The sequence below is a fragment of the Aeromicrobium erythreum genome, assembly GCF_001509405.1.
GTDB lineage: Bacteria > Actinomycetota > Actinomycetes > Propionibacteriales > Nocardioidaceae > Aeromicrobium > Aeromicrobium erythreum.
On record NZ_CP011502.1, the window covers coordinates 2,188,585 to 2,206,020 of the forward strand.

Annotated in this window: 13 protein-coding genes and 1 tRNA gene; 4 read left to right on the forward strand and 10 right to left on the reverse strand. The window is 70.4% G+C overall.

What is annotated here, in order from left to right; genetic code table 11:
• The first annotated feature begins 4 nt into the window (after nt 1–4).
• Genes Aeryth_RS10285 through Aeryth_RS10295 form a run of 3 tightly spaced genes read left to right on the forward strand, consistent with a single transcriptional unit; the run spans nt 5 to nt 2,718 of the window.
• On the forward strand, nt 5–1,000 hold the full coding sequence (locus Aeryth_RS10285) for a branched-chain amino acid ABC transporter permease (RefSeq protein ID WP_067858142.1): 996 nt from the start codon (nt 5–7) through the stop codon (nt 998–1,000).
• Nucleotides 990–1,892, forward strand: a complete 903-nt coding sequence (locus Aeryth_RS10290; RefSeq protein ID WP_067858145.1) for an ABC transporter ATP-binding protein — start codon at nt 990–992, stop codon at nt 1,890–1,892. The genes Aeryth_RS10285 and Aeryth_RS10290 overlap by 11 nt, the downstream gene beginning before the upstream one ends.
• A gap of 1 nt (nt 1,893) precedes the next feature.
• Nucleotides 1,894–2,718 carry an ABC transporter ATP-binding protein gene (locus Aeryth_RS10295; RefSeq protein WP_083516390.1) on the forward strand — a complete coding sequence of 275 codons (825 nt, stop codon included), beginning with the start codon at nt 1,894–1,896 and terminating at the stop codon, nt 2,716–2,718.
• Nucleotides 2,719–3,335: 617 nt separating this feature from the next.
• Here Aeryth_RS10295 and Aeryth_RS10300 read toward each other — a convergent pair.
• Together Aeryth_RS10300 and Aeryth_RS10305 are read right to left on the reverse strand one after the other, a co-directional pair.
• Entirely contained in the window at nt 3,336–4,610 is a 1,275-nt protein-coding gene (locus Aeryth_RS10300; RefSeq protein ID WP_067858148.1) for an ABC transporter substrate-binding protein, read from the reverse strand.
• A gap of 130 nt (nt 4,611–4,740) precedes the next feature.
• Nucleotides 4,741–5,397 carry an ANTAR domain-containing response regulator gene (locus tag Aeryth_RS10305; RefSeq protein ID WP_144433750.1) on the reverse strand — a complete coding sequence of 219 codons (657 nt, stop codon included), beginning with the start codon at nt 5,395–5,397 and terminating at the stop codon, nt 4,741–4,743.
• A gap of 29 nt (nt 5,398–5,426) precedes the next feature.
• Here Aeryth_RS10305 and Aeryth_RS10310 point away from each other — a divergent pair.
• Nucleotides 5,427–5,512: transfer RNA gene (locus tag Aeryth_RS10310), tRNA-Leu, on the forward strand.
• A 16-nt stretch (nt 5,513–5,528) separates the two neighbouring features.
• Here the strand turns inward: Aeryth_RS10310 and Aeryth_RS10315 are convergent.
• The 8 genes from Aeryth_RS10315 to trpB all read right to left on the reverse strand — a co-directional run bounded on the left by Aeryth_RS10315 (nt 5,529) and on the right by trpB (nt 17,397).
• Nucleotides 5,529–5,804: a DUF3072 domain-containing protein gene (locus Aeryth_RS10315; RefSeq protein WP_067858151.1), complete on the reverse strand. Its 276-nt coding sequence runs from the start codon at nt 5,802–5,804 to the stop codon at nt 5,529–5,531.
• Between the two features lie 55 nt (nt 5,805–5,859).
• The gene (gene pyk / locus Aeryth_RS10320; RefSeq protein ID WP_067858154.1) at nt 5,860–7,317 is read right to left on the reverse strand and encodes a pyruvate kinase; all 1,458 of its coding nucleotides are present in this window, start codon (nt 7,315–7,317) and stop codon (nt 5,860–5,862) included.
• 191 nt (nt 7,318–7,508) lie between these two features.
• Entirely contained in the window at nt 7,509–8,978 is a 1,470-nt protein-coding gene (locus Aeryth_RS10325; protein WP_067858157.1) for a glutamate synthase subunit beta, read from the reverse strand.
• Nucleotides 8,971–13,539, reverse strand: a complete 4,569-nt coding sequence (gltB, locus tag Aeryth_RS10330) for a glutamate synthase large subunit (RefSeq protein WP_067861604.1) — start codon at nt 13,537–13,539, stop codon at nt 8,971–8,973. The genes Aeryth_RS10325 and gltB overlap by 8 nt, the downstream gene beginning before the upstream one ends.
• 184 nt (nt 13,540–13,723) lie before the next feature.
• The gene (locus Aeryth_RS10335) at nt 13,724–14,446 is read right to left on the reverse strand and encodes a VIT1/CCC1 transporter family protein (RefSeq protein WP_067858160.1); all 723 of its coding nucleotides are present in this window, start codon (nt 14,444–14,446) and stop codon (nt 13,724–13,726) included.
• A 70-nt stretch (nt 14,447–14,516) separates the two neighbouring features.
• A complete protein-coding gene (lgt, locus tag Aeryth_RS10340; protein WP_083516392.1) occupies nt 14,517–15,377 on the reverse strand; it encodes a prolipoprotein diacylglyceryl transferase in 861 nt (286 codons plus the stop codon).
• Nucleotides 15,374–16,171 carry a tryptophan synthase subunit alpha gene (gene trpA, locus Aeryth_RS10345; RefSeq protein ID WP_202967659.1) on the reverse strand — a complete coding sequence of 266 codons (798 nt, stop codon included), beginning with the start codon at nt 16,169–16,171 and terminating at the stop codon, nt 15,374–15,376. Before trpA ends, lgt begins: the two co-directional genes overlap by 4 nt.
• Nucleotides 16,168–17,397, reverse strand: coding sequence for a tryptophan synthase subunit beta (trpB, locus tag Aeryth_RS10350; protein ID WP_067858163.1), 1,230 nt, complete (start codon nt 17,395–17,397; stop codon nt 16,168–16,170). The genes trpA and trpB overlap by 4 nt, the downstream gene beginning before the upstream one ends.
• Between the last annotated feature and the right edge of the window lie 39 nt (nt 17,398–17,436).

Here is a 17,436-nt window from a genome sequence, read left to right on the forward strand (position 1 = left end):
TCCCATGGACTTCGGAACCATCCTCAACGCCGCACTGTCGCAGGCCCTCGGACCACAGGCGATCGTCTTCGCCCTCGCGGCCATCGGCCTCAACATCCACTTCGGCTACACCGGCCTGCTGAACTTCGGCCAGGCCGGCTTCATGGCCGTCGGCGCCTACGGCCTCGCCGTCACGGTCGTCACCTACGACCAGTCGTTCTGGCTCGGCGTCGTGGTCGCGCTCCTCGCCCCCGTGGTGCTGGCGCTCGTCCTCGGTGTGCCGACGCTGCGCCTTCGGGCGGACTACCTCGCCATCGCCACCATCGCGACGGCGGAGATCCTGCGTCTGGTGTTCGGCGCCGTGGAGACCAAGGACGTCTTCGGCGGCTCGAACGGCCTCACCGGCTTCGCCAAGACCTTCCAGGACCTCAACCCCTACTCCGGCGGCGTCGACCTCGGCGTCGTCCGGTTCCGCCAGGACGACCTGTGGTCGCTGACCGTCGGCTGGGTCCTGGTCGCCCTCGGCTGCCTCTTCGTGTGGCTGCTCATGCGCAGCCCGTGGGGACGCGTGCTGCGCTCGATCCGCGAGGACGAGGACGCCGTCCGCTCGCTGGGCAAGAACGTGTTCGCCTACAAGATGCAGGCGCTCGTGCTGGGTGGTGTCTTCGGTGGTCTCGCCGGCCTCTTCCTCGCACTGAAGCAGGCGTCGGTCGTGCCGAGCGACTACTCCACGAACGTGACGTTCTTCGCCTACACCGCGCTGCTCATCGGCGGCGCGGCCCGCGTGCTCGGTCCCGTCATCGGCGCGATGATCTTCTGGCTGCTCATGGGCGGCATCGGCTCGTTCTTCAGCCAGGCCACGTCCGGCTCGAACCCGCTCATCCCCGACTGGGCGATGAGCGACATCCAGTCCAGCCTGGTCCGACTCATCCTCGTCGGCCTGGGCCTCATGCTCCTGATGATCTACCGACCGCAGGGGATCTTCGGCGACCGGAAGGAGCTGGCGATCGATGCCCGCTGACACCACCCCCACCACCGACCCGCTCGCCGGGGTCGCGAACACGCCCGGTGTGAAGAAGCCCGACGCGATCCTCGTCGGCTCCTCCATCACGCGGCAGTTCGGCGGCCTGAAGGCCGTCGACGTCGAGCACGTCGAGGTCCAGCGCGGTGTCATCACGGCGCTGATCGGCCCCAACGGTGCCGGCAAGACGACGCTGTTCAACCTGCTGACGGGCTTCGACGCACCGGACACCGGCGAGTGGTCGTTCAACGGCCAGTCGCTGCAGAAGGTGCCGGCCTACAAGGTCGCTCGCCGTGGCATGGTGCGCACGTTCCAGCTGACGAAGGTGCTGTCGCGCCTCACCGTCATCGAGAACATGCGGCTCGGGGCCACGGGCCAGCGCGGCGAGCGCTTCTGGTCCGCCCCCTTCCGTGCCCTGTGGTCCGGCCAGGAGGACTCGATCACGACACGTGCCGACGAGCTGCTCGCGCGGTTCAAGCTCGACGCCAAGCGCGAGGACTTCGCCGGCTCCCTCTCGGGCGGCCAGCGCAAGCTGCTGGAGATGGCCCGCTCGCTCATGGTGGACCCCGAGCTGATCATGCTCGACGAGCCCATGGCCGGCGTGAACCCGGCCCTCAAGCAGTCGCTGCTCGGCCACGTGAAGTCGCTGCGCGACGAGGGCCGCACGGTGCTGTTCGTCGAGCACGACATGGACATGGTGCGCGACATCTCCGACTGGGTCATCGTCATGGCGCAGGGCAAGATCGTCGCCGAGGGCACCCCCGACCAGGTGATGTCCGACCAAGCCGTCATCGACGCCTACCTGGGCGCGCACCACGACACCGACATCACCGAGCTGGACGAGACCGAGCTCGAGCAGGCCACCGAGGCCGAGCTCGACCAGGAGGCCTGACATGGCAGAGATCCACGAGCCCGGCCAGGACGCCGGACGCGAGGCCGCACGCGACGCGAACTTCGCCGAGGAGCGCGCGAAGCACCAGAAGGGCGCCGACGGGGCCATCCTGCGCGCCGACGGTCTCATCGCCGGCTACCTGCCCGGCGTGAACATCCTCAACAGCGCCGACCTGTACTGCCAGCCCGGCGAGCTCGTCGGCATCATCGGCCCGAACGGAGCCGGCAAGTCGACGCTGCTCAAGTCGCTGTTCGGCCTGGTGACGATCCACGAGGGCAGCGTGACGCTGAAGGGTGAGGAGATCACCAACCAGCGCGCGGACCAGCTGGTCACCAAGGGCATCGGGTTCGTCCCCCAGACGAACAACGTGTTCCCGAGTTTGACCATCGAGGAGAACCTCGAGATGGGCTGCTACCAGGCGCCGAAGACGTTCACGGAGCGCTTCGCGTTCGTCACCGACCTGTTCCCGCGTCTCGGCGAGCGCCGCAAGCAGCGCGCCGGGTCGCTGTCCGGTGGTGAGCGTCAGATGGTCGCCATGGGTCGCGCCCTGATGATGGACCCTCAGGTGCTGCTGCTCGACGAGCCGTCCGCCGGGCTCTCCCCCGTCCTGCAGGACGAGGTGTTCGTGCAGACGCGCAACATCAACAAGGCCGGCGTCTCGGTCATCATGGTCGAGCAGAACGCCAAGCGCTGCCTGCAGATCTGCGACCGCGGCTACGTCCTCGACCAGGGCCGCTCCGCCTACTCGGGCACCGGCCGCTCGCTCGGCAACGACCCGAAGGTCATCGAGCTCTACCTCGGCACGCTGGGCAAGAAGGCGAGCTGACCGCTCCCCTCAGCTCGACCCCGAAGGCCCCCGACGCGAGCGTCGGGGGCCTTCCACGTGTGCGGGGTGAGATTCCCAGGTCGACCTGGGAATCTCCCGCGAGGCATGGTTCGCTGCCTGGCTGCCCGGTTTCCTTTCACAAGGCACGGTTCTCTCAGCCACGCACGGAGAGCTTTCCGTGCGTGGCTGAGGAAATCGTGCCTGGAGCTCGCGCCGCGCCGCCTACGAGGCGTCCTACGGTCCTGGGTCGACGAGATTCCCAGCTCGACCTGGGAATCTCGTCGACCCGCCCCTGGAGTCGGCCGGTGGTCGAAGCAAACGACCCTGGGTCGCTGGTTCCTCCCACGAGGCACGGTTCTCTCACCCACGCACGGAGAGCTTTCCGTGCCTGCCTGAGGAAATCGTGCCTGGTGCCCGCGCCGCTCCTCCTGGGAACATCCGAGCGTCGTGCGTCGCAGAGATTCCCAGGTCGACCTGGGAATCTCGCTCACCGTTGGTGTCATCCGCAGGTGAGTGGAATCCCCTCACGTCAGGAGAACCAGCGGTACCGCCAGACATGACGAGGCCCCCGGGGGGAACCCGGGGGCCTCGTGCGGGACGTGCTCGACGTCAGTGGCTCAGATCGTGCCGCTGATGTAGTCGACCGCCTTGTAGGTGTTGTCGGCGCCGTACTCGTAGATGCCGATGGAGGCGGCCGTCGGGCTGCCCGTCTCACCCAGCTCGATGGGGCCGGAGACACCGTCGTAGTCGATGTCCTTGCCGTCCTTCAGGAGCGCGGCGCAGTCCTTGAACGTCGTGCACTTCTCGCCGCCCTCGGTGATGCCCGGGATCTCCTTGGCAATCTTGTCGCCCGCGTCGCTGTCGGCCTTGATGGCCGCGAGCGCCGACACGATGACCGCGTCGTAGGACTCGGCCGCGTAGGAGTAGTCCTTCAGCTTCGGGTCGACCTCGAGGAGGCGCTTCTTGAAGTCACCGGACGTCTCGGCGCCGGGGATGGTGCCCTTCGTGCCCTTGAGCGTGCCCTCGGGCAGCTTGCCGCTGTAGTCGGCCGTGTTGCCGTCGACGAAGTAGGTCGGGACCTTCTGCGGGCCGACGTCGGCCTGCACCAGCTGCGGGATGATCGTGGTGGTCTCCTCGAAGGCGACGAGCACGATCGCGTCCGGCTTGCTGTCGGCGATCTCCTGGACCTGCGAGTCGTAGGACTGCGCGTTCTCGCCGTAGAAGACCGTCGCGGCGACCTTGGAGCCGGCGTTCTCGAGGCCCTTCTTGATCTCCGAGGCCAGCGTCTCGCCGTAGGCGTCCTGACGGGCCAGGATCGCGACGTTCTGGCGACCGTCCTGGACGAGCAGGTTCGACATCACTGCACCCTGGAGGATGTCCGAGGGCGCGGTGCGGAAGTACAGGTCGGGCTTGGCGTAGTCGCCCTTGTCGAAGTCGGTCGACGTGTTGGCGGGCGAGAACATCACGGTGCCGGCCGACATGATCTTGTCGATGACCGTCATCGAGACGCCCGAGGACGCAGCACCGACGATGACGTCGGAACCGGCGTCGAGCAGCTTGTCGGTCTCGGCCGGGGCGATGCCCGAGTCGGTGTCGCCCGAGTCGCCCTTCACGCCCTTGACGTCCTTGCCCAGCACGCCGCCGTCGGCGTTGATGTCCTTGATCGCGAGGTCGACGCCCGCGAACTCCGGCGGGCCGAGGAACGCGAGGCTGCCGGTCTGCGGGAGCAGGGTACCGATCGTGAGCGTGCCGTCGGCCTTCGAGGCCGAGGCCTTGTCGCCGCTGTCGCTGCTCTCGTCGTCGCTGCCGCTGCCTCCACCACAGGCGGCGAGCACGAGCGCGCCGGCCGCGGCGACCGCAGCGAGCCGCATGGTCCTGGTACTGCGCTTCATTGATCCTCCGGGAACTCTGGTCCGACCCCCGACGGGTCGAGCCGTAGGACGAAACTAGTCGCCGCGGGGGTCGCGCAGGTCGGGCTCGTGTGAAAGTCCTGTTTCGTAGTCAACTTGTAATACGGATCGCTCACTCGGGTGAGGGATCGGCGCCCGGCACACCGTGCTCCACGACCCGTTCGGCGACCGTGCGCATGGACATGCGCAGGTCCATCGCCGTCCGCTGGATCCAGCCGAACGCCTCCGGCTCACTGAGTCCCAGGGCAGCCTGGAGCTGCGCCTTGGCGCGCTCGACGACCTTGCGGGTGGCGAGCTGGTCGGTGAGGTCCTCGACCTCCGCCTCCAGCGCGGCGAGCTCCGCGAAGCGGCTGCGGGCCATCTCGATGGCGGGGACGAGGTCGGAGGCCGTGAACGGCTTGACCAGGTAGGCCATCGCGCCGGACTCGCGGGCCCGGTCGACGAGATCGCGCTGGCTGAACGCGGTCAGCATGACGACGGGCGCGATCCGCTCCCCCGCGATGCGGCTGGCCGCGGCGATGCCGTCGAGGCGCGGCATCTTGACGTCCATGACGACCAGGTCGGGCCGCAGGGCCGTGGCGAGCTCGACCGCCTCGACACCGTCCGCAGCCTGCCCGACGACGTCGTAGCCCTCCTCGCCGAGCATCTCGGCGAGGTCGAGCCGGATGAGCGCCTCGTCCTCGGCGATGACGACGCGGGGACGGTCGGCGGGCTCGCCCGTCACAGAGGTGTCGTCGGTGCGGGGCGTCTCGGTCGGTCGGCTGGTCACGTGAGAAGGTTAGCGGGCACGTGCGGCGCGCCGACTTGGCGGAATGGTAGACGCGACGGTCTCAAAAACCGTTGTCCGAGAGGGCGTGCGGGTTCGAGTCCCGCAGTCGGCACCAGCGCGACCGCGGACCGTCAGTCCGACCCGCGCCCCGTCTGCTCCTGCAGCCGCTCGATGTGCTCCGAGGCCTCCGCCTTCGTGAGGTCGGCCGAGAGCGTCTCGCCAGCGTCGCGGGCGAGCGTGTCGAGGTAGGAGCGCTGCGCGCCGGTCATCGGCTCGTCGCCGGTGACCCAGTCCTGCGGGTCCTTCTCGGTGGTGCCGCCAGCGTCCGCGCCGAGGACGTCGGAGTCGGGCGTGGAGCCTGCCGTGGAGCCAGGGGACGTGTTCGACGACGTGTTCGATTCAGTCATGTCCCCACCGTACGTCCGGACGCCGACACCCGCCCGTCGAGCGTCGGCGCCGGGCTCAGCCCTCCTCGGCGGGGTGCTCGTAGGCAGGCACGACGCGGTTGATCGCGTCGCCCATGCGGTGGATCCGCAGCGCGTTCGTGGAGCCGGGGATGCCGGGCGGGGCGCCGGCGACGATGACGACCTCGTCGCCGTGCGAGCACCGTGCGACCTCGAGCAGACGCTTGTCGACCTGCAGCACCATCTCGTCGGTGTGCTTGACCTCGGGCACGAGGAACGTCTCGACGCCCCACGTGAGCGCGAGCTGGTTGCGGGTCATGGGGTCGGGCGTGAACGCGATGACCGGGATGTGCGAGCGGTAGCGCGACATGCGGCGGGCGGACCCGCCGATCGTCGTGAACGCGACGACGTAGCGTGCGTCGATCGCCTCGGCCACCTGCGAGGCACCGCGGCAGATGATGCCGGTGCGGGTCTTCGCCTGCCACGTGTAGGCGGCCATGCGCGGCAGGCCGTGGTCCTCGGTGGACTCGATGATGCGCGCCATCGTGCGCACTGTCTGGATCGGGTACTCCCCCACGCTCGTCTCGCCGGACAGCATCACCGCGTCGGCGCCGTCGAGCACCGCGTTGGCGACGTCGGACGCCTCCGCGCGGGTCGGGCGCGGCGCCGAGATCATCGACTCCAGCATCTGGGTGGCGACGATGACCGGCTTGGCGTTGCGCCGGGCCTTCTCGACGATCAGCTTCTGCACGATCGGCACGTCCTCGAGCGGCAGCTCCACGCCGAGGTCGCCGCGCGCGACCATGAAGCCGTCGAAGGAGTCCATGATCTCGTCGAGGTTGTCGACGGCCTGCGGCTTCTCGATCTTGGCGATGACGGGGCGGTGGATGTCGAGCTCGTGCATGACCCGGCGGACGTCGTCGGCGTCGCGGGCGTTGCGCACGAACGACAGCGCGACGAAGTCGACGCCCTGGCGCAGCGCGAACCGCAGGTCCTCGACGTCCTTGTCGCTCATGGCGGGGACGCTGACCGCGACGCCGGGCAGGTTGATGCCCTTGTTGTTGCTGAGGCGTCCCGAGGTCTCGCAGATGGTGACGACGTCGTGCCCGGTGACCTCGAGGGCACGCAGCCGCACGCGGCCGTCGTCGATGAGGATCTCGTCGCCGGGCGAGACGTCGCCCGGCAGCCCCGAGTAGGTGGTGGACGCACGCTCGGCGTCGCCGGGGACGTCGTCGGTGGTGATGGTGAAGCGGTCGCCGACGGCGAGGTCGACGGGACCGTCGGCGAAGCGGCCGAGCCGGATCTTCGGACCCTGGAGGTCGGCGAGCACGGCGATCGCCTTCCCGGTGCGCTCGGCGGCCGCACGCACGTACCCGAGGTTCGCCTCGTGGTCGGCATGGTCGCCGTGACTCATGTTGAGCCGGGCGACGTCCATGCCCGCCTCGGCCAGCTGGAGGATACGCTCGGCGGTCGCGACGGCCGGTCCGAGCGTGCAGACGATCTTGGCTCTACGCACCCCACGACCCTATCGACCGCGGGGTGTACCGGCGAGTCACTTTGTCGATCCGCGCAACAAAAGACGCTGAGAGTTCACCCCGCCCGGAGGCAGCGCACGAGCATCCTCCGGGGCGGGACGACGGAGGGGCCGGGAGCACTCGCTCCCGACCCCTCCGTGCGGCGACCTGGGCCGCCGGCACCACGCGTCGCTCAGACCATCAGCGGACGGTCGTTCGGCTTGATCGGCCGCGGCAGCGGGCTGCGCCCACCCGTCAGGTAGGCGTCGACCCCGGCAGCCGCGGAGCGCCCCTCGGCGATGGCCCAGACGATGAGCGACTGGCCACGACCGGCGTCGCCGGCCACGAACACGCCCGGCACCGACGACATGAAGTCGCGGTCGCGGACGATGTTGCCGCGCTCGTCGAGATCGACGCCGAGCTGCTCGACGAGGCCCTCGCGCTGGGGGCCGGTGAAGCCCATCGCGAACAGCACGAGCTGCGCCGGGATCACCTTCTCCGAGCCGGGCACCTCCTCGAACCGGCCGTCCTTCATCTCGACCTCGACGATGCGCAGGCCGGCGACGTTGCCGTCGTCGTCGCCGACGAACTCCTTCGTGGAGACGGCGTACTTGCGCTCGCCGCCCTCCTCGTGCGCCGACGCGACGCGGTACACCATGGGGTAGGTCGGCCACGGCTGCGTCTCGGGCCGGTCCTCGCCGGGCTGCGGCATGATCTCCAGGCTGGTCACCGAGCGCGCACCCTGGCGGATCGACGTGCCGAGGCAGTCGGCACCGGTGTCGCCGCCGCCGATGATGACGACGTCCTTGTCGGTGGCCAGGATCTGGTCCTGCACCTCCTCGCCGACCGCGACGCGGTTGGCCTGCGGCAGGAACTCCATCGCCTGGTGGATGCCGGCGAGCTCACGCCCCGGGGCGGGGAGGTCGCGGCGCACGGTCGAGCCGATGGCGAGCACGACGGCGTCGTAGCGGTCGCGCAGCTGGCTGCCGGTGAGCGTGTCGCCCACCTGCACGCCGGTGCGGAACACGGTGCCCTCGCGCTGCATCTGCTCGACGCGGCGGTCGACGTGCACCTTCTCCATCTTGAACTCCGGGATGCCGTACCGGAGCAGGCCGCCCGCCTTGTCGTCGCGCTCGTACACTGCGACGGTGTGACCGGCGCGGGTCAGCTGCTGCGCGACGGCGAGGCCGGCCGGACCCGAGCCGACGACGGCCACGGTCTTGCCCGTGAGGTACTCCGGCGGCTCGGGGCGCACGTTCCGCCACTCCCACGCGCGGTCGATGATCGAGACCTCGACGTTCTTGATGGTCACCGGCTCGCGGTTGATGCCGACGACGCACGCCGTCTCGCACGGGGCCGGGCAGAGCCGACCCGTGAACTCCGGGAAGTTGTTGGTCGCGTGCAGCCGGTCGATCGCCTCGATCCAGTCGTCGCGCCAGACCAGGTCGTTCCACTCGGGAATCAGGTTGCCCAGCGGGCAGCCCTGGTGGCAGAACGGGATGCCGCAGTCCATGCAGCGTCCGGCCTGCTCCGTGATGATCGGGAGCAGCGCCTTGCCCGGTCCACCGGGGTAGACCTCGTTCCAGTCGTTCACCCGCTCCTCGACGGGGCGGCGCGGGGCCACCTGGCGGGGGGTCGTGATGAAACCTCGGGGATCAGCCACGTGCGGCCACCTCCATCATGCGTGCGGTCGTGTCGTCCTCGGACAGGCCCTCGGCCTCGGCCTCGGCCTTGGCGTCGAGCACCTTGCGGTAGTTGACGGGCATGACCTCGGTGAAGCGTGCGAGCGACTGCTCCCACGCGCCGAGCAGCTGCTCGGCCACGGCGGACCCGGTCTCCTCGTGGTGCTTGACCACGAGGGCGTGCAGCGCCTCGGCCGCCTCCGACCCCGCCTCGACGGTGTTCAGCGCGACCATCTCGGGGTTGACGAGCGAGTGGTCGAGGTCCAGGACGTAGGCCTGACCGCCGCTCATGCCGGCCGCGACGTTGCGGCCGGTCGGTCCGAGGATCACCACGGTGCCTCCGGTCATGTACTCGAGGGCGTGGTCGCCCACGCCCTCGACGACGGCCGACGCACCGGAGTTGCGCACGCAGAACCGCTCGCCGACCTTGCCGCGCAGGAAGATCTCGCCGCTGGTCGCGCCGAAGCCGATGACGTTGCCGGCCACGATCTGCGCCTCCGCCGCGAACGTCGCGTCGCGCGGGGGTCGCACGACGAGCCGTCCACCGGAGAGGCCCTTGCCGACGTAGTCGTTGCCGTCGCCCTCGAGGCGCAGCGTGATGCCGCGCGGCACGAACGCGCCGAAGGACTGGCCCGCCGACCCGAGGAAGGTCAGGTCGATGGTGTTCTCCGGCAGGCCCTCGCCGCGGTACCGCTTGGTCAGCTCGTGGCCGAGCATCGTGCCCACCGTGCGGTTGACGTTGCGGATCGGCAGCTGCGCGCGCACCGGCTCGCCGCGCTCGAGCGCGTCGGCGCTGAGGCGGATGAGCTCCGCGTCGAGCGCCACGTCGAGCCCGTGCTCCTGGCCGCTGGTGTTGCGCAGCGAAGCGCCCTCGGGCAGCTCGGGGACGTACAGGATCGGCGACAGGTCGAGGTGCTGGGCCTTCCAGTGGTCGACGGCCTGGCGGACGTCGAGCACCTCGGCGTGGCCCACGGCCTCGTCGATCGAGCGGAAGCCGAGCTCCGCGAGGTACTCGCGCACCTCCTGCGCCAGGAACTCGAAGAAGTTCACGACGTACTCCGCCTTGCCCGAGAACTTCTCGCGCAGCTGGCGGTTCTGGGTCGCGACGCCGACCGGGCAGGTGTCGAGGTGGCAGACGCGCATCATGATGCAGCCGCTGACGACCAGCGGTGCGGTCGCGAAGCCGAACTCCTCGGCCCCGAGAAGCGCCGCGACGACCACGTCGCGTCCGGTCTTGAGCTGGCCGTCGCACTGCACGACGATGCGGTCGCGCAGCCCGTTGACGAGCAGGGTCTGCTGGGTCTCGGCGAGACCGAGCTCCCACGGACCGCCGGCGTGCTTGAGCGACGTCAGCGGCGACGCACCCGTCCCGCCGTCGTGGCCGGAGATCAGCACGACGTCGGCCTTGGCCTTCGAGACGCCCGCCGCGACCGTGCCGACGCCGACCTCGGAGACCAGCTTGACGTGCACGCGGGCCGACGGGTTGGCGTTCTTCAGGTCGTGGATGAGCTGCTTGAGGTCCTCGATCGAGTAGATGTCGTGGTGCGGCGGCGGCGAGATGAGGCCGACACCCGGCGTCGAGTGACGCGTCTTGGCCACCCACGGGTACACCTTCGGTCCGGGCAGCTGGCCGCCCTCGCCGGGCTTCGCGCCCTGCGCCATCTTGATCTGGATGTCGTCGGCGTTGCTCAGGTACTCGCTGGTGACGCCGAAGCGTCCCGACGCGACCTGCTTGATCGACGAGCGACGCTCCGGGTCGTAGAGCCGCTCGGGGTCCTCGCCGCCCTCGCCGGTGTTGGACTTGCCGCCGAGGCGGTTCATCGCGATGGCGAGCGTCTCGTGGGCCTCCTGGCTGATCGAGCCGTAGCTCATCGCACCGGTGGAGAAGCGCTTGACGATCTCGCTGACCGGCTCGACCTCCTCGATCGGCACAGGCGGACGCACGCCCTCCTTGAAGGAGAACAGGCCACGCAGCGTCATGAGCCGCTCGGACTGCTCGTCGACGCGCTCGGTGTACTTCTTGAAGATGTCGTAGCGACCCGAGCGGGTGGAGTGCTGCAGGCGGAAGACCGTCTCGGGGTCGAAGAGGTGCTCCGGCCCCTCGCGACGCCACTGGTACTCCCCGCCCACCTCGAGGACGCGACGACGACCGACGATGCCCTGGGTCGGGTACGCGCGGGCGTGCCGCGAGGCGACCTCGTCGGCGATGACGTCGAGACCGATGCCGCCGAGCTTGCTCGACGTGCCCGTGAAGTAGGCGTCGACGACCTCGTGCGACAGTCCGACGCACTCGAAGATCTGCGCGCCGGTGTACGACGCGACCGTCGAGACGCCGATCTTGCTCATGACCTTGAGGACGCCCTTGCCGAGGCCGTAGACGACGTTGCGCACGGCCTGCTCCGGCTTGACGTCGCGCACGAAGTTCGCCTCGCGGGCGAGGTCCTCGGCCGACTCCAGCGCCAGGTACGGGTTGACGGCCGTCGCGCCGTAGCCGATGAGCAGCGCGACGTGGTGCACCTCGCGGACGTCGCCGGTCTCGACGAGCAGACCGGCCTGCGAGCGCAGCTTCTCGCGCACCATGTGGTGGTGCACGGCCGCCGTGAGCAGCAGCGACGGGATCGGCGCGCGCTCGGAGTCGGAGTGCCGGTCCGAGAGCACGATGATGCGGGCGCCGTCGGCGACCGCGCGCGAGACGTCGGCGCAGATCTCGTCGAGCTTCGCCTTGAGCGCCGCGCCACCGCCGTTGACGTCGTAGAGACCGCGGACCACGTGCACGCTGAACCCCGGCATGTCGCCGTCCTTGTTCATGTGCCGGATCTTGGCGAGCTCGTCGTTGTCGATCACCGGGAACGGCAGCTGCAGCATGCGGCAGGAGGCCGGGCTCGGCTCGAGCAGGTTCGCCTCCGGGCCCATCGTGCCCGCCAGCGACGTGACGACCTCCTCGCGGATCGCGTCGAGCGGCGGGTTGGTGACCTGCGCGAACAGCTGGCTGAAGTAGTCGAACAGCATGCGCGGACGCTCGGAGATGGCGGCGATGGGCGTGTCGGTGCCCATCGAGCCGATCGCCTCGGCGCCCGTGCGGGCCAGCGGGGCGAGCAGGATCCGCAGGTCCTCCTCGCTGTAGCCGAAGACCTGCTGGCGACGCGTCACGGACGCGTGCGTGTGGATGATGTGCTCCAGGTCGGGCAGGTCCTCGAAGCGGACGAGACCGGAGTAGAGCCACTCGTCGTAGGGGTGCTCGTTCGCGAGCCGGGACTTGATCTCCTCGTCCTCGACGACGCGGTGCTCGTCGAGGTCGAGCAGGAACATCTTGCCCGGCTCGAGACGGCCCTTGCGGGTGATGGTGGCGGGGTCGAGGTCGAGCACGCCGGCCTCGGACGCGAGCACCACGAGACCGTCGTCGGTGATCCAGAAGCGACCCGGGCGCAGGCCGTTGCGGTCGAGGACCGCGCCGATCTGCGTGCCGTCGGTGAAGCACACGCAGGCGGGCCCGTCCCACGGCTCCATGATCGAGGAGTGGAACTCATAGAACGCCCGGCGTGCGGGGTCCATGACGTCGTTGTTCTCCCACGCCTCCGGGATCATCATCATCACGGCGTGCGGCAGCTCGCGACCGCCGAGGTGCAGCAGCTCGAGGACCTCGTCGAGGGAGGCGGTGTCGCTGCCCTCGGGGTCGCAGATGGGGTACAGGCGCGAGAGGTCGCCGGGGATCAGCTCGCTCTCGAGGGTCGCCTCGCGGGCGCGCATCCAGTTGCGGTTGCCGCGTGCGGTGTTGATCTCGCCGTTGTGCGCGACGAACCGGAAGGGGTGAGCGAGCGGCCAGCTCGGGAACGTGTTGGTCGAGAAGCGGCTGTGCACGATCGCGAGGGCCGACTCCATGCGCTCGTCGAGCAGGTCGGGGAAGAACGCGTCGAGCTGCTCGGTCGTGAGCATGCCCTTGTAGACGAGCGTGCGCGCCGACAGCGACGGGAAGTACACGCCAGTCTCGTGCTCCGCGCGCTTGCGCAGGCAGAACGCGAGCCGGTCGAGCTCGAGGCCGGCGCGGGGCTGGCCGGCCGACTCGACGTAGAGCAGCTCGAACGACGGCATCGCGCCGCGCGCCATGGAGCCGAGGATGTCGGGCTGGACGGGCACGGGGCGCCAGCCGAGGACGGTCAGCGACTCCTCGGCGGCGATGGCCTCGACGCGCTGCTTGGCCTCGGCGGCCGCGTCGGGCTCGGCCGGCAGGAACGCCAGGCCGACCGCGTAGCTGCCGACCTCGGGCAGGTCGAAGCCCTGCTCCTGCGCGACGCCGCGGACGAACCGGTCCGGGACCTGCAGCAGGATGCCGGCGCCGTCGCCGGTGTTCTCCTCGGCGCCGACGGCGCCGCGGTGGTCGAGGTTGCGCAGCGCGGTGAGGCCGTGCTGGACGATCTCGTTGCTCGGCACGCCCGAGAGGGTCGCGACGAACGCCACGCCGCAGGCGTCGCGCTCGTGCATCGGGTCGTAGAGGCCCTGCGCGGCCGGGAGGGCCGAGAACTTCGGGCCGGTGGTCCGCTGCAGCTCAGGAGGGGTGGATGCGCTCACCGAGAGTCCCTTCTCGCGTCATCATGATGGGTGCTGGACCACCGTGGAAGTGGTCCGACCCTGGGACGACGTTGGCCCAGGACAGCATCCCCACTGTACAGGCTCGGCGGCCGCGCGACGAGGAAGGCGACCCTGTGCAGCGGGTGTGCGTGCGGCGGGGTCAGCCGACGCCGGTGCCGACGGCGTGGCCGATGAGGTAGGTGACGCCGGCCGCCGCGCCGCCGAGCACGAGCTGGCGCAGACCGCCGTACCACCAAGGCCTGCTGGTGACGCGCGTGACGACGGCGCCGCACGCGAACAGCGCCAGGAGCGAGAGCACGATCGTCGGCGCCGACGACGTGGCGCCCAGCACGAGCGGCAGCAGGGGCACGACGGCGCCGGCCGTGAAGGCGAGGAACGACGACGCCGCGGCGACGACGGGCGACGGGAGGTCGTCGGGGTCGATGCCCATCTCCTCCGCCGCGTGCACGGCGACGGCGTGGTCGAGGTCGCGGTGCACCTGCTGCGCGACCTCGCGGGCGGTGGCCTCGTCGATGCCCTTGGCGACGAACGCGGCGGCGAGCTCGGCCTGCTCGGCCGGACCGTTGCGCACGATCTCCTCGCGCTCGATGGCCACCTGGGCCTGCGCGAGCTCCCGCTGGCTGGCGACGGAGGTGTACTCCCCCGCTGCCATCGAGAACGCACCGGCGGCGAGGCCGGCCAGGCCGGCGATGATCACGGGCGTGCGGTCGCTGCTGCCGCCGGTGACGCCCATGATGAGGGCGAAGTTGGACACCAGACCGTCCATGGCGCCGAAGACGGCCGGTCGCAGCCAGCCTCCGGTGACGTCGGGGTGCTCGTGGGTGACGGCGCCCGGGTCGGGCAGCGGCTCAGGGGTGCTCACGGCACGAACCTAGGCCGCGATCGTCCCCGTGTCACCGCAGCGCAGGCTGGCCTGCCCGACGTCGGACGGGTCAGGAGGCGGTGGCGTCCTCGTCGGCGGGCGTGCCGTCCTGCGCGGCACGGTCGCGACGCCGGCTCCACAGGAAGTACGCGAGGGCCGCCAGGAACACGATGACCGCGGTGAACACGTTCAGCCGGACGCCGAGGACGTGGTTGGCGGTGTCGATGCGCAGCTGCTCGATCCAGAACCGACCTGCGGTGTAGAGCATGACGTACAGCGCGAACGCCCGACCGCCCGTGAATCTCACCCGGCGGTCGAGGACGACGAGCAGGGCTGCCGCGGCGAGGTTCCACAGCAGCTCGTAGAGGAACGTGGGGTGGAACGTCGCGAACTGCTCGTACCCGGCCGGACGGTGCTGGGGGGCGATCTCGAGCGCCCACGGCAGGTCGGTGGGGCGGCCGAACAGCTCGGAGTTGAAGTAGTTGCCGATCCGGCCCACCGCCTGGGCGACGAGCAGGCCCGGCGCGAGCGCGTCGGCCACGGCCAGGAACGAGACGTCGTGACGACGGCACGCGATGTACGCGCCCACGGCGCCGCCGGCGATGGCGCCCCAGATGCCGAGCCCGCCGTTCCAGATGTAGAGCGCCTCGATGGCGCGTCGTCCCTCGCCGAAGTACAGCTCGGGGTCGGTGGCGACGTGGTAGATCCGCGCGCCGACGATGCCGAACGGGATCGCCCAGATGGCGACGTCGCTGATGAGTCCCTCGCGTCCGCCGCGCGCGACGAAACGTCGCTCGCCGATCCAGATGGCGAGCAGCGCACCGACGATGATGCCGATCGCGTAGGCGCGCAGCGGGAAGGGTCCGAGGTGCCAGACGCCCGTGGAGGGGCTGGGGATGTAGGTGACCAGACTGGCGCTCGACAGGCTCATCGGACGACTCCCTCGCGCAGCTCCTGGGCCAGCTCACGGACCGACTCGACGCCGCTGGCCGGGTCGGGCGCGTCGAGCAGACGGCGCACGAACGCGGACCCGACGATGACGGCGTCGGCGTACTGGGCGATCTCGTGCGCCTGGGCGCCGTTGCTGACCCCCAGCCCGACGCCGACGGGCTTGTCGGTCACCTCGCGCAGCCGCGCGACGAGCTCGGGCGCCAGCGAGCTGGTCTCCTGCCGGGCTCCCGTGACGCCCATGACGGCGGTGGCGTAGATGAACCCGCTCGCGGCGTCGGCGGTCATCGAGAGCCGGCGGTCGGTGGAGGAGGGTGCGACCAGGTAGGTGCGGTCGAGCCCGTGGGCGCGCGACGCCTCCTCCCACTCCTCGGCCTCGTCGGGGATGAGGTCGGGCGTGATGAGACCCGCTCCCCCGGCCTCGGCGAGGTCGGCGGCGAAGCGGTCGACGCCGTAGCGCTCGACCGGGTTCCAGTAGGTCATGACCACAACGGGCGCGCCCGCGGCGGCCACGTCGCGCACGACGTCGAACGCCTGGCTGGTGCGGAACCCGTTGGCCAGCGCCGTCTCGGCGGCCTCCTGGATGGTGGGGCCGTCCATGACCGGGTCGCTGTACGGCAGACCGATCTCGACGAGGTCGCAGCCGCCCTCGATCATGGCGGTCAACGCGGCGACCGACGTCTCGACGTCGGGGAAGCCGGCGGGCAGGTAGCCGACGAGCGCGGCGCGCCCCTCGGCGCGCGTGCGCTCGAAGAGCGCGTCGATGCTGCTGCTCACTCCTCGACGCCTTCCTCGAGCACGACCGGGCCGTCGATCAGGCCGAAGTACTCGGCGGCCGTGTGCACGTCCTTGTCGCCTCGGCCGGAGAGGTTGACGAGGATCGTGGCGTCGGGGCCGAGCTCCTTCGCGAGCTCCACGGCGCCGGCGAGCGCGTGCGCCGACTCGATGGCCGGGATGATGCCCTCGGTCTTGCACAGCAGGTCGAACGCCGACATCGCCTGGGCGTCGGTGGCCGGCACGTACCGGGCCCGGCCGATCGAGGCGAGGTAGGAGTGCTCGGGCCCGACCCCGGGGTAGTCGAGCCCGGCCGAGATCGAGTGCGACTCCATCGTCTGGCCGTCCTCGTCCTGCAGGAGGTAGGAGCGCGCACCGTGCAGCACGCCGACCTCGCCGGCCGTGATCGGCGACGCGTGGCGCCCGGTCTCGTAGCCGTCGCCGCCGGCCTCGACGCCGAGGAGCTGCACGTCGGCGTCGTCGATGAACGCGGTGAACAGGCCGATGGCGTTCGATCCGCCGCCGACGCACGCCACGGCGGCGTCGGGCAGGCTGCCGGTCAGCTCCAGCACCTGGCGGCGAGCCTCGTCGCCGATGCCGCGCGTGAGGTCGCGGACCATCGTCGGGAACGGGTGCGGACCCGCGGCGGTGCCGAACAGGTAGGAGGTGTGGTCGACGCTGGCCACCCAGTCGCGCAGCGCCTCGTTGATGGCGTCCTTGAGCGTGCGGCTGCCGGTCGTGACGGGCACGACCTCGGCGCCGAGCATCTTCATCCGGGCGACGTTGAGCGCCTGGCGCTCGGTGTCGACCTCGCCCATGTAGACGGTGCAGTCGAGGTCGAGGTAGGCACAGGCGGTGGCAGAGGCGACGCCGTGCTGGCCGGCGCCGGTCTCGGCGATGGCGCGGGGCTTGCCGATGCGCTTGGCGAGCAGCGCCTGGCCGAGCACGTTGCGGATCTTGTGCGCGCCGGTGTGGTTGAGGTCCTCGCGCTTGAGCAGCACGCGCGCGCCGACCGCCTCGGAGAACCGGGTGGCGTCGTAGAGCGGGCTGGGCACGTTGGCGTACTCGCGGAACATGCGGTCGAGCTCGCCGAGGAAGGACGGGTCGGCCTGCGCGTCGGCCCAGGCCTCCGCGAGCTCGTCGAGCGGGGCGACGAGCGCCTCGGGCATGAAGCGGCCACCGAAGCGGCCGAAGTGGCCGGTGGCGTCCGGCTGGGCGTAGACGGTCATGGGTGTCTCCCTGGCGTGGCGGGGTGCAGAGGGGTCGGT